The 12,591-nt window shown below is 62.0% G+C and carries 9 protein-coding genes, 1 tRNA gene and 1 pseudogene; 2 read left to right on the top strand and 9 right to left on the bottom strand.

The features are described from left to right. A partial coding sequence (locus tag M3O22_05745; GenBank protein ID MDP9196253.1) for a COX15/CtaA family protein occupies positions 1–1,084 on the top strand: 1,084 nt, incomplete at its 5' end. 61 nt (positions 1,085–1,145) lie between these two features. Here M3O22_05745 and M3O22_05740 read toward each other — a convergent pair. The 8 genes and pseudogenes from M3O22_05740 to M3O22_05705 form a co-directional block, all read right to left on the bottom strand. Continuing rightward, a tRNA-Leu gene (locus M3O22_05740) sits at positions 1,146–1,232 on the bottom strand. 165 nt (positions 1,233–1,397) lie between these two features. Continuing rightward, complete coding sequence (gene mnmA, locus M3O22_05735; GenBank protein MDP9196252.1) at positions 1,398–2,534, bottom strand: tRNA 2-thiouridine(34) synthase MnmA; 1,137 nt, start codon at positions 2,532–2,534, stop codon at positions 1,398–1,400. Positions 2,535–2,677: 143 nt separating this feature from the next. Continuing rightward, positions 2,678–3,007, bottom strand: coding sequence for a ferredoxin family 2Fe-2S iron-sulfur cluster binding protein (locus M3O22_05730; protein MDP9196251.1), 330 nt, complete (start codon positions 3,005–3,007; stop codon positions 2,678–2,680). A 2,182-nt stretch (positions 3,008–5,189) separates the two neighbouring features. Beyond that, positions 5,190–5,411, bottom strand: a pseudogene (locus tag M3O22_05725) (DnaJ domain-containing protein). A gap of 335 nt (positions 5,412–5,746) precedes the next feature. Beyond that, the gene (locus M3O22_05720) at positions 5,747–6,685 is read right to left on the bottom strand and encodes a hypothetical protein (GenBank protein ID MDP9196250.1); all 939 of its coding nucleotides are present in this window, start codon (positions 6,683–6,685) and stop codon (positions 5,747–5,749) included. Between the two features lie 54 nt (positions 6,686–6,739). Continuing rightward, positions 6,740–7,774 (bottom strand): glycosyltransferase family 9 protein, encoded by a 1,035-nt coding sequence (locus tag M3O22_05715; protein MDP9196249.1) that lies wholly within the window; start codon positions 7,772–7,774, stop codon positions 6,740–6,742. Beyond that, positions 7,771–7,998 (bottom strand): DUF1467 family protein, encoded by a 228-nt coding sequence (locus tag M3O22_05710; protein ID MDP9196248.1) that lies wholly within the window; start codon positions 7,996–7,998, stop codon positions 7,771–7,773. The genes M3O22_05715 and M3O22_05710 overlap by 4 nt, the downstream gene beginning before the upstream one ends. Before the next feature lie 4 nt (positions 7,999–8,002). Then, positions 8,003–9,670, bottom strand: a complete 1,668-nt coding sequence (locus M3O22_05705; GenBank protein ID MDP9196247.1) for a ribonuclease J — start codon at positions 9,668–9,670, stop codon at positions 8,003–8,005. A 167-nt stretch (positions 9,671–9,837) separates the two neighbouring features. Here M3O22_05705 and M3O22_05700 point away from each other — a divergent pair, with 167 nt between their 5' ends. Further along, positions 9,838–11,232, top strand: coding sequence for an FAD/NAD(P)-binding protein (locus tag M3O22_05700; GenBank protein ID MDP9196246.1), 1,395 nt, complete (start codon positions 9,838–9,840; stop codon positions 11,230–11,232). A 130-nt stretch (positions 11,233–11,362) separates the two neighbouring features. Here the strand turns inward: M3O22_05700 and M3O22_05695 are convergent. After that, positions 11,363–12,591, bottom strand: a 1,229-nt coding sequence (locus tag M3O22_05695; protein MDP9196245.1) for a hypothetical protein, incomplete at its 5' end; no start/stop codon positions are given.

The raw sequence follows: 12,591 nt of genomic DNA, 5'->3' as shown, positions 1-12,591 counted from the left end.
GTGCGCTGTTATGGTCCTGCTGATGGCCATTATCGGCGCCATGACCCGCCTGACCGGGAGCGGCCTGTCCATGGTGGAATGGCGCCCGTATACCGGCATGCTGCCGCCCCTGGACCACGCAGAATGGGAGCGGGTTTTTGCCCTGTACCGGAACACGCCGGAGTTCCGCCTGAAGAACATGCACATGGACCTGGCAGGGTTCCAGCAGATCTTTTTCCTGGAATGGCTGCACCGTCTGTGGGGCCAGCTGGCCAGCCTGGTTTATGCCGTACCCTTCCTGTGGTTCATGACCCGGTGCCGGATCCCCGGCCGTCTGAAACTGTGGCTGGCAGCCCTGCTGGCCTTGGGCGGGCTTCAGGGCCTCATGGGATGGTACATGGTAAAAAGCGGCCTGGCGGACCGCCCGGATGTGAGCCACTTCCGGCTGGCGGCCCATCTGCTTCTGGCCCTGGCGCTGTTCGCAGGCCTGGTCTGGACCGCCATGGATGTGAGGCCCGGAGCCCCTGCCCTGCCCGCCTCCCCGCCCAAAGCCCCTTTGCCCCGCCGCCATGGCTGGTTGTGCCTGGGGCTGGTGGTCCTGACCATCGCGTGGGGAGCCTTTGTGGCTGGCCTCGATGCCGGGTTTGCCTGGAACACCTTTCCCCTGATGGGCGGCCACTGGCTGGCCCCCGAAGCCCTGGCCGGGAACATCCTGGAGAACCGCGCCATGGTCCAGTTCACCCACCGATGGCTGGCCATCCTCGCGGCGCTGGTTACCCTGGCGTGGGCCTGGCGGGTGTCAGCCATTCCGGCCCTGCGGCCCGCCGCCATTGTGCTGAAAACAGCTGTCCTGGTGCAGGTCGCCCTGGGGATTTCGACCCTGATCATGGCAGTTCCCGTTTCCCTGGCCACAGCCCACCAGGCGGGGGCCTTCATCGTTGTGGCCATGCTGGTGCGGACCCTGCACGGGCTGCAGACAGTTTCCCTGACATGCCCTGCAGAACCCGCTGTGGCGAGGCAGGTGCCAGGAACGCCTGTCGCGCCGAAGCTGCGCAGCAGCGAAGGGGGAAGGAGCACAGGACCGGAATGTACGTCTGGTACATGAGGATCCGCGCACCACAGTGACGCAGCAGATGCCCGCCGCAGTCAGGGTTATGAAGGGCATGTGGTGCGAGAGGGGGGGGTCGAACCCCCAAGCCCTTGCGGGCGGTGGATTTTGAGTCCACTGCGTCTGCCAGTTCCGCCACTCTCGCGCTGACCTGCCCTGCTAACTAGCGGCTTCAGGAGCCAGGTGCAAGAGGGGTTCCCCAGACCTGCTGAAAACCCGCTGCGGTGAGGGGAATGCCAGGAACGAGGAGCACAGGACCGGAGCGTACACTTCAGTACGTGAGGATCCGCGCACCGCAGTGACGCAGCAGTCACCCACTGCAGTCAGGGTTATCAGCAGGTCTGACAATCCACCCGCCCCCCAGAACCCGGTCGCCCTGGTACACCACGGCAGCCTGGCCGGGCGCAACGCCGTGCTGGGGCTGCGCAAGACGAATGTGCGCCGTGCCCCCTTCTCCCAACGAGATCATGGCATCCACAGCCGGCTGGGCCGAGCGCAGCTTGACCTGCACCGGAATATCCCGGGCGCCCATGGCCGCCGGAGCCAGCCAGTTCACCTCTTTCAGCCAGACATCCTCGCGGCCCAGTGCCTGGCGCGGCCCCACAATGACCCGGTGACGGACAGGATCAAGCCGCACCACGAACAGGGGCTCGGCCTCGCCCCCCACGCCCAGACCCTTGCGCTGGCCCACGGTGTAGTTGATGATTCCCTCGTGCCGGCCCAGAACGCGGCCGTCCACATGAACAATATCGCCCGGCTCCAGCGCACCGGGCCGCAGACGCTCCACAATCTGTGTATAGGACCCATTGGGCACAAAGCAGATATCCTGGCTGTCGGGCTTTTCGGCCACGGGCAGGTTCAGCTCCTGTGCGATGGCGCGGGTTTCGGTCTTGGGAATGTCGCCCAGCGGAAAGCGCAGGAAGTCCAGCTGGTCGCGGGTGGTGGCGAACAGGAAATAGCTCTGGTCCCGGCGGGGATCGGCCCCGCGGTGCAGCTGGGCCCCGTCCGGCCCCTCAACCCGGCGCACATAGTGGCCGGTGGCCAGGGCGTCTGCGCCCAGCTCCCGCGCGGTCTGGAGCAGGTCACGGAACTTGACCCGCTGGTTGCAGCGGATGCAGGGCACGGGCGTTTCCCCGCGGATATAACTGTCGGCAAATTCCTCGATCACACTGGATTTAAAGGCGCTCTCATAGTCCAGGACGTAGTGGGGAATACCGAGACGATCCGCCACCTGGCGGGCGTCATAGATGTCCTGGCCGGCGCAGCAGGCGCCCTTGCGTTCCAGCGTCCAGCCCTGGTCGTAGAGCTGGAGCGTGATGCCCACCACGTCGTACCCTTCCCGCTTCATCAGGGCGGCCGTGACGGACGAATCCACCCCGCCCGACATGGCCACGACCACGCGGGTATCTTTTGGGCTCTTGTGGGAAACGACGGGGGGAAGCTTCATCAGACCTCCTGCAGAACCCGCTGTGGCGAGGCGAATGCCAGGAGCGAGGAACGGAAAACCGAAGTGTACGCCATAGTACATGAGGATTTGAGTACCGCAGCGACACAGCAGGCGTCCGCCGCAGTCAGGGTTATGCGGGGGGTCTATTTCATCATGTTGCGGGTAGCCCCCGGCAGGGTAACTTTCAGCCCGTCCAGCTCTTCGGTCATGATGATCTGGCAGCCCAGGCGCGAGGTTTTTGTCAGCCCGAACGCCAGATCCAGCATGTCTTCCTCGTCCTCGGTCGCGTCGGTCAGAAGCTCGTACCATTCCTGCGAGACGATGACATGGCAGGTGGAACAGGCCAGCGATCCCTCGCACGCCCCTTCAAGGTCGATACCGTGCCGGTGGGCGATTTCCATGACGGACAGGCCCAGGGGAGCATCTACTTCCCGCACCGTTCCGTCCTTTTCAATGAATGTCATTTTCGGCATGACGCCCTCTCCTTGCTGCAGGTCGGGGAAGATACCCTGTCCGGATATGCAAAAGCAACATGCCCCCATAACTGCACCGGCTGCACGCAACTGCACTTTAATTGCACTATAACTGCACACCCGTGCAGTGGAAAAATTCCTGTGCCGGCTGACCTTTCCGGAAAGCTGTCCCCCTAAACTGCACGCCTGCGGCAGGGGTGCAGCGGCCAGCATTTCGAATGTGTAAGCAAAAGTCATCATTTTGTGGTGGTTGTGACGAACCCGGTGTTTTTCCCCGTCATCCCGGCCCCCGAGCCGGGATCCAGTGCGTTTTGTTGCAACAGGAAACTGGATCCTCCGGTCAGGCCGGAGGATGACATATAGGGACAATGGAAGGAGATGGGCACAATGGGCAGAACCTTTTCTTCTTTCTGCTTCAGGCCGCAGGGCTTCTTTTTTTGACTGCATGAACACCCGCTGCGGCGCCCTGCGCCGGGGAAAAACCTGCCAAAAGGTCCGGGTTCAGCTGCCGGATCCTGTCCGCAAAAGACCGGGCTCTGGTCTTTTCCGAAACATCCTGTATCTGATCCACATGGCTCTCAAAAACCCGGAAAATCCTCCTTCCCGTGTCTGCCTGAAGCATGCGGCTGAAACAGGCTGCAAACTCCTGCCTTCTGTGAAAGTCGTGGTTTCCCGCGCTTTCTTTCCGAAGCGCCTCAACAATACACCGGACAACCGGCAGCTCCTCGTCCTTCACATCCCGTCGCGGCGCAAGAATCAGACCCGGATTTTTCTTCAGGATCGCTCCCATAAATTCATACCCCGCCAGGCGCGCTTCGGTTTCCAGGATTTCCATAAGCCCGCGTCCGAACCACGCCAGATCCTTCCACGTCACAGCGCCGGCATGTTCTGTCAGGCGCCTGTCCAGCGGCTTCCAGTCCCCCGAAGGTTCCTTCAGCATCCCGGCCAGGACAGGCCCGACCATCTCCGGCCACAGGCCGGGACAGCGCTCGAGAACCCGGTCGATAAATTCGTACCCGTCCTGCCGGGCATACGAACCGCGTATGGTGTGAGGATCACGCAGCAGGTTTTTCGCGGCAAAATTTTTCAGCTGCGCCGCTGTGACAGGAACAGGATCGGCCTTCAGAAGGCATTCCACCAGATTTTCGGCAGAGGACTGCCTGCCCGCCAGAACGGTCTGCAGGATAACACCGGCCAGGGATTCAGACATCAGGGCCGGGTCCTGCCGTACGGCCGCGACGATGAAGGCGCAGTTTCCTTCCCAGTGGATGCCGCCCCTGTTTCGGTCAAGATTCTCTTCCGCAAACCAGACCAGATCGTCCTGCGTTATGGGACAGGGCCTGGCCTGCAGCAGCAAAGCGGCCACATCCTTGCGCTCCGCAGTCCCATCCTTCAGGAGGGCTTCCAGCAGCGGTCTCACCATCAGGGGAAGAAGGGTTTTCAGCTCCTGATTGTCCGGATTCCCTGTCAGGATCTCCATGACAAACCGGGCATTGCGCCGTCTGACCCGGGAACTTTCGAGTCCGGCGCTGGCCGTCAGAAACTCCTTCAGATCCTTCACTTCCAGGCGCGAGGCGTTTTTTACCAGAACACCCCTCAGATCCTTCAGGAAACCGTCTTCTGAATCCTTCAGAAGAAGGGTCAGGACCGGTCCCGACAACCTGGAAATGAAATCCGGCCGCCGCTTCAGGACAATGGCAAAGAACCAAGGATCCCTGAAAAATCCTGCGGAATGGGCGCCATCAGCTTCCTGGCGCACCCCGGCTTCCAGCATCTCCCGCGGGAAGGGATCCTCTGCATTGTTCGCCAGCTTTTGCGCCAGATTTCCGAGAGAGACAGATTGACCTGCATCCTCCATGATCGCCTGCAGGATCTGCTCCTTGACCTGCAGATTCCTTATCAGACCCGGCTGCTGCTCCAGGACGTAAAAGACTTTTTCGTACCCGTCCACGCGCCGGCTGTAAGCCTCTTCGGCCGTCATCGACGGACTGCGTGGCCTGCCCCTGTCTGCGACAATCTTCCTGTTGGCCCGCAGATAATCGACCACCTGCGCGGCCGTCGCCCTGTCGTTCGGAGTGCTTTTCAGGGCCTTGTCGCGGTTTTTTACAGTCTCCGGTTTCGGGAAAATACTGTCGAAAAAATCTTCGGAATCAACACCTGCCCCACCTGCTTCAGAACCACTTCCCTGATGCCCGAACCGGTCATAGCGTGTCCGTCTTTCGGGATCGCTGAGAACTTCATAGGCCTCAGCGGCTTCCTTGAATTTCTCCTCGGCGTCATGGCTTCCCGGGTTCCGGTCCGGATGGTACTGCAGGGCCAGTTTGCGGAAAGCACTTTTCAGTTCCTGCGGAGTGGCGGTTCTCTGGGCGCCCAGAACCTCGTAATAATCCCGCTTGCCGGCCATGGTCTTTTTCCTTCAGGACTGTACGTGCTGTTCCTGACCATAGCGGACAGGGATTAAAAAGGGGTTAACATTAGTGGTTGTATGTCACAGATACTGCAATCATTTGTAGTCTGCTGTATCAGCTTTTCTGCAAGATCCTGCGGAACCGGAATCCAATGTCCTGTGGCCGAAAAAACTGGATCCCGGATCGCGCTGCGCTTGTCCGGGATGACAGTAAGGGAGGAGACGCGGGTTTTCTCTTCCTTCAGCAGAGTTGACGACGGAATGGAACAGGCAGGCCCCGGGAAAGAAAAAAGTCCGGTTCCGCCCGGTGAACCCTGTGCCGGGGACCGCCATTACCTTCGGATCGTGATATACGGATTACCCGAAGCATTATTTTCCGCACAACCCTTTGCCTGTCGGGCCAGTTCGTCGACTTTCTGGCCTGTCTCTTTATCAGGTTTAATCAGCCCTGCCTGCGCAGCCTGTTTTACAGCAGCCGTCAGCCCGTTAATACTGCCCGCCAGCGTTCTGTGTTCTGCACAGACTGGCTGCACATAGGTTCCATTGCCACCGGTGGCAACCCTGGCTATGAGCGCCATCGCCTTGGCCAGCACCGTGTTTTCAGCGACGAAATGGGCGTTTCCGGCAATCCCGGACAGGGTTTTGGGATCCAGGCGGCGCCCATGCCATTTCAGGTCTCCGGGAGTTACCGGACTGCTTCCTCTGGTGGCTGCCCTGGTAAGGTCGTCAAGCCTGAACAGGACTGTTTTGGCCTCCCTGGCCAGAGCCTCTCCATTCTCGATTGCCGGGCCGGATGTCTTTCCGGCTTTCAGGGCCGCGTCATAGGCAGCCAGAACATTCTGCTGTCTGCCCTTGCCCAGAATTTTTGTGCCTGCAATATCTTTCTGCAGCTGGTTCAGGACGCTCTGGGCCCTGATTACAGCTTCGGCTTTTGTCATGACGACAGGGGCTTGTGCCACCGCCGAAGACGAAGCGTCAGGATCCGCAATGTCTTTTGCAAATGTGCCTGCCTGCTTGTTGAATGACGCTGCTGCGTCTTCTGTCGATTGTTTCAGGGGACTGACCTTGACCTTCTCGCCTCTTGCCGCGGCTTCCTCTGCCTTCCTGCCTGCCCGGTAATCAGGCGAGGGGATCAGCTGGAATGCAGCGACAGCTGCAGCAACAGCGACAAGGCGCTTGTGCTGCAACATTTTTTTCGGGAACCACAGCAAAAATCTCACAGGCACCGCAAGTTGCCACAGAATGCCCGGTTTCTTGCTATGATCTGCCATGGCCCTTGCCTTTCGCGCAGAAAATACAGTTGTCCTGATCCTGCCAGACAAAGATTAACAGGATATGAACGGGGATGGCGGACCCAGGGCTGCAGCGGCCAGGCGCGGGTCGATGCGGGTCATGCCGCCGTTCTGTTCATATCCACCGTCCGGAACCACAGGGATAATGAAGCGGGAGTGGGTCAGGGGCCTTGTGCCGCCGAACAGGCCCACGGATCGTATACCAAGCGCGGCCGAGGTATTCAGAAACCCTGTGTCGTTGCCCGCGAACCCCTGGCACAGGCTCTGGGCCGCGATCACGTCCGACACCGGCCAGTCGCAGGCTGACAGGACTTCCGTGCCGGGCACCGCTTTCATGGCCTGTATGATGGCATCGACGATCCCCTGTTCCTGCGGACCGCCTGCCAGAAGAAAATGACGCCATCCCAGATCCGCCAGCGCCAGGGCCAGGGCGGAAAAGCGCTCCGCACCGTATTGCTTGAACGGCTCCGAGCTGCCGATTCCCAGGGCCACTACGGGCTGGCCCCGAAGCGGGGCAAGTTTTTCGCGGACGCGGGCCAGGGCTGCGGGAGAAGGCCGCAGAAAAACATCCTCGTCCCGCATCTCCAGCCCCAGTCGGGCCACAAGGGCATTGGCCTGGCCGACGATATCGGCCGGGGTCCATATGCCGCCGGACGGCGGCGGCGCAACAGGAAAGGGCCCGCCCCTGTTCAGAAACCAGCGTTGGGCCGCCTTCAGTCCATACCCGTATCGCCGCGGAATGCCGGCCAGCCAGACAGCCATGGCATAGCGTGGACTGCGGTGCAGGACAAAGGCTGCATCAAAGGCTTCCTGCCGCAGACGCCGGACCAGGGTCAATACCCCCCCTCTGGCTGCATTCAGGCCGTCGCGGTCCATCCAGATCACCCGGTCGATCACAGGATCATCCAGAAACACCATATCGGCCCGCGTCCGGGCCTTGACCAGCAGGACAATCTGCGCGTCAGGCCCTGCATGGCGGCGCAGGGCACGCAGGTGGGGCACATGCCAGACCATGTCCCCGATACCCGCCAGGGGCTGGACCACCAGGATTTTCCGCAACCCCTTCATGAACCATACTCCCTAAACCAGTACGCCAAGGCCAGCAGCCCCCATACCACGGCCGAGATCAGGGTGGTGACAGCCAGCTTCAGCCCCAGGCGGGGATTGGACGGCGCTCCCGGATCCTGGCCCGGAACCGGCGCCTCGTCCCGTCGCAACCCCCAGGGCAGCACAGCAAAGATCACCGTCCACCAGATGACCAGGTATGTGCCGATGGCGATGTACGGATTCATGGCCCTAGACTCTTATAATCTGCACCTGGGTCAGGGGTTTCTTGCCCTGGAAGTCGGTAAAGACCCGGCGAACGGCCACGCGCACCGCTTCCTGGACTGTTGTGTCGTCATCCTCCCGGATGATGGAGGGCAGCTTGTCCAGCGCCTGTGTGGCGGCCCGCGCCGCGCGCACCATCACATCGTGTTCCGGCTCGGCCCCGTCCAGTCCCATGGCAGAGACCTGGGGATCGGCCATCAGCTTTCCCTTGCGGTTCATGACCAGGCTGACCACCACGGCGCCGCTGTGCATCATGCGCTGGCGGTTGCGGACCGAATGCCAGTCCAGGGGCACGATCCGCGTCCCGTCCAGGCACAGGCGGCCCGTGGGTACTGTATCCACAATCTCCGGCTTTCCGGGAGCCAGACGCACCACACTGCCGTTTTGCGGCACGATCGTGTGGGGCACCTGGCATTCTGCCGCCAGTCGCGCATGCTCGGCCTGGTGGCGGTATTCCCCGTGCACCGGAATGGCTGTCTGCGGCCGGATCCACTGGTACATCTGGACCAGCTCGTCCCGCGCCGGGTGACCCGACACATGGATCGCCGCATCCCGGGATGTGATGATATTGACGTCCAGCTGGCTCAGGGCATTCTGGACGCGACCGATGGCCTTTTCATTGCCCGGAATTTCGCGCGAGGAATAGATGACCGTGTCCCCCTCCTCCAGCACGATTTCGGGATGGTCATCAAAGGCAATGCGGGTCAGGGCGGCGCGCGGCTCCCCCTGGCTGCCCGTACAGACCAGAACCACCCTGTCCCGGGGCAGAAAGGCGGCGTCCGCAGGCTCCAGCGGCGGGGGAAGATCATGGATATAGCCGGTGGCCCGCGCCGCCTCGTGCAGGCGCCACAGGGACCGGCCCACCAGTGCCACCTGGCGTCCGCTGCGGTGCGCTGCCTCAAAAATGCTGGTAACCCTGGCCACGTTGGTGGCAAAGCAGGTCACTACAATGCGGTTTTTCAGGGTCGGGAACAGGCGCAGCAACTCACGCCGCACGTCATCCTCGGACCCCGACTTTCCCGGCACCAGCGCGTTGGTGGAGTCGCACACCATGGCCAGGACGCCTTCCTGACCCACCTTTTTCAGGGTGTCCACGTCGGTCACCTTTCCGACCAGAGGCGTGTCGTCCAGCTTCCAGTCTCCCGTGTGCAGCACTGTACCGGCGGGGGTGCGGATGGCCAGGGCCGTGGGCTCGGGGATCGAGTGAGTCAGGCCGATCATCTCCAGATCAAACGGACCCACACTGAAGCGCCCGCCCACGGGCACCACCCGGATGGGGACCTTGCGGCCGAATTCCTTCTCCTCCAGCTTGCCGCGCAGGACCTCCGCTGCAAAGGGCGTCGTATACACAGGGCATTTCAGGCGCGGCCACAGGTACCCCACCGCCCCGATGTGATCCTCGTGCGCGTGGGTAATCACGATGCCGGCCAGGTCCTTCTGGCATGCCTCGATGGCCGCCGGGTCGGGCAGGATCACCTCGACCCCCGGAATAGTATCGTCGGCAAAGGTGATGCCCAGATCCACCATCAGCCACTTGCCCGCATGGCCGTACAGGTTCAGGTTCATGCCGATCTCACCCGAACCGCCCAGCGGAACGAAGTACAGGCTTTTGCTGTCAGGTACGGGAAGGGTCATGGCGATCCTCTGTCTTCTTGTGCCGGACATGTATGGGACAGCCCGCCCCGGACTTGCAACAGGAATCAGGGCGAGCGGCCTGCCAGGATTCCCTGATTCATGCAAAAAATGCATTTTTATGAAAGCATTGTTTTCCACTATGATCCTGGCACCAGAAAATGGGGAAAATGATGGGTATTGCTGTTGTCGGCGGCGGATTTGCGGCGGTTGATCTGGTTTCAGAACTTGTGAAGGCTGGAAGGGGAGCCCAGGTATTCAGCCGCAACCCATTCGGAGAAGGTGTGGCCTTCAAGGATCCGCACGGAACCTTTTTCCTGAATGAACCGCCAGCTGAAATGGGCCGCCGTTATCAGGAATGGCTCCGTGCCCGTGGATATCGCTATGGACCTCTGGATCATACGCCCCGTGGCCTTTACGAAGAGCATCTGAAGGATCTGGCGCAGACACTTCTGGCACAGCCCGGTGTTTCCTTTCGCCAGCACCGGGTAGCAAACGTCGCGCTTCATCCTTCCGGCCAAGGGTGGCGGATCACCGATGCGGATGGACGCCAGCATGATCATGATACAGTCTTTTTCTGCATGGGTCATGCGCCGTCGGACCTGGCCCTGCGCATGGAGGAGGATGACCTGTCCGCCGGATCCCGCCGCGCGTACGCCAGCCCGACAGCCCTGGCCTGCGCAGAAGTTGACAGATCTGTGGAACAGTCCTGGAAAACCGTGGCCCTGATCGGTGAAGGCAGCTCGACCATTGATGCGCTGCGCGAGCTGAAGCGCCGGGGATATGAGGGAGAAATCCTTCTGGTGGCCCGTCCCCGCCTTTTCCCCCTGTGGACCCGTACACCGGCACAGTTTGCGGCAGCCCACGGCGGAAAGAACTATCGCCTCCAGCACCTGACCGGACGTGTCCTGAAAGGCGCTCCCCCGGCGCGGGACCAGATCCTGCAGCTTCTGGCCATGGAGATCCAGACCGCAACGGCACAGGGCTTTTCCCCCTACAATGTCCTGGCCCGCCTGAAAGACCGGATGGACAGTCCCTTTTTTGCTCCGGTGGCTGAAGAGCTGCTCCAGCTGCGCAGCCATCCGATGCGCCCGGAAGATGCGGCCCTTCTCCGGTCACGACAGATCAAAAGGGTAAAGGGTGAGGTTATCACGCTGATCCAGACCCCCTCCTTCCAGGACTCCGGCAAACCGGGGGTGGGCCTGCGGATCAGGACCCCGGACGGAACAGAGATTTACCGGGAAGCAGATATGGCCATCTGCTGCTCCCCTTATGCCAGAACTCTGGTCAGGCCGGACGGCCGGATGCGGGATCCGGTACTGGACTCCCTGTGGCAACAGGGCCATATCCGTGTGAAAGAGGATGGAACACTGGCGCAGGTGGATGGCCGGGTCGGGGCGGGATTGTACGTTGGTGGCTCTCTTGGCTGCAGACCAGGAGACCCCTGGGCGGTTCCCAATTTCAGGGAGGCCAATGAAAGAACTGTCAGGGCCTTTCTTGCCGCGGAACCAGAGCGTGCAGCTGCTCCTGTTACTCCCCGCCTCCGTATTCCGCAGGCAGCCTGACCGCTTATACCCGTGGCCCTGTGAGTTGGCTTGCCCATTCACATGGCTTTCGGCGGCATGGACCGCCGCCTCGCCGGTCGGCTTGGAGACCAACGGTTTTCTTATGAAACCATTCATACAGCCGTTGGTCTTACTGCCCGTCGTGGATGAAGCGGTTGCCGGGCACGGGTTCGGCCCGCTCCGGTGTGACGGAAAGGAAAATGGCCGGGACTCCCTCCTGCCCCGGGAAAACATTGGGGATGCTGACCTGGTCCAGCGCCCGGAAAGTCTCCATGGCGTCCATGAAAATGGCGCAGCGGCTGCTGAACCCCTGCCCTGTGGCATACAGCACACTGAAATCACCGGGGGGCATGCCAGACACTGTGGTGGATACCCCTTTCTGCAGGTACAGGGTCAGGACCGTGTCCCCCTGTCCGTCCCGGACCTTGAGCAGGATATCGCGGGGCAGGCGGTTCTCGATCCGCAGGTTGCCCATCCCGAAGGATGAGCGCTGGAGAATGGCCGGCACTGCCGGAAGCTGCGCCGGGCTTTCCCGGCATGCCGCCCGCCAGGCGCCCGTCCCCTCCCCCGGCGCCAGCCAGGCCCGCTCGATATACACCGGCCCCCAGGGCGTGATACCCACCTTCTGCAGTACATCGTCCGGATGCCCCGGCAGAATGACGGCCGTGGTATAGCGGGCCACCCGCGCCACCTCAGGGTGGAACAGGGTGGGGCCGGAGCGGATCTCTGTATTGTCGGCGGTGACGTGCCAGACCTCGCCGGGTCGGGGAACAGCCACAGCCTGGACGGCTGACCTGTCCCCCAGGCCCTTCCACAGCATGGAGACGGGAATGGACAGGCCATACAGGCAGGCCAGCAGAAGCCCCATCAACGGCAGAAACTGGAGATGGAACGCCATGCCGCCCGACAGGCGCCAGCGATCCTGGATCCGCACCGGCTTTCCGGGACCAAGGCCAGCCTGGACACCCATGACCTCGGCCACCTGCCGCCGATCCCGGGCCATACGCAGGGCCGTTTCCGCCAGGGTCCGGGCCAGTCCCCTGCGCCCGTGGGCGGCAAAGGCCCGCGCCTGGCGGATCAGCACATCCACGTTGTCAAACACCGGCTGGTCCCCGCCCATCAGGTTGCGCAGCAGGGCGTCCAGCGCGATGAACGGTCCCCGGGGAATGGCCCACCATCCGAAAATCCATGTGGAAAAGCTGGAGCGCAGTGCCTGGCGGTCAGCGCAGGCGCGGCAGAACACGCCCTGAATGCCCTTGCGCCGGCTGACCAGCAGGAAGCTGACCACCGACCAGAACACAATGAACCGGGGCTGGGCCGTCACCACACCGCAGACAGAGCACCGTACATATTCGGCAG

This window comes from Pseudomonadota bacterium, from assembly GCA_030775045.1.
Lineage (GTDB): Bacteria > Pseudomonadota > Alphaproteobacteria > JALYJY01 > JALYJY01 > JALYJY01.
This window is presented reverse-complemented; position numbering and strand designations above follow the sequence as displayed.

Bases quoted from the DNA above. Each gene is read 5' to 3' on its own strand.
- mnmA (MDP9196252.1), bottom strand. From the start codon at position 2,534: ATGAAGCTTCCCCCCGTCGTTTCCCACAAGAGCCCAAAAGATACCCGC.
- M3O22_05730 (MDP9196251.1), bottom strand. From the start codon at position 3,007: ATGCCGAAAATGACATTCATTGAAAAGGACGGAACGGTGCGGGAAGTA.
- M3O22_05720 (MDP9196250.1), bottom strand. From the start codon at position 6,685: ATGGCAGATCATAGCAAGAAACCGGGCATTCTGTGGCAACTTGCGGTG.
- M3O22_05715 (MDP9196249.1), bottom strand. From the start codon at position 7,774: ATGAAGGGGTTGCGGAAAATCCTGGTGGTCCAGCCCCTGGCGGGTATC.
- M3O22_05710 (MDP9196248.1), bottom strand. From the start codon at position 7,998: ATGAATCCGTACATCGCCATCGGCACATACCTGGTCATCTGGTGGACG.
- M3O22_05705 (MDP9196247.1), bottom strand. From the start codon at position 9,670: ATGACCCTTCCCGTACCTGACAGCAAAAGCCTGTACTTCGTTCCGCTG.
- M3O22_05700 (MDP9196246.1), top strand. From the start codon at position 9,838: ATGATGGGTATTGCTGTTGTCGGCGGCGGATTTGCGGCGGTTGATCTG.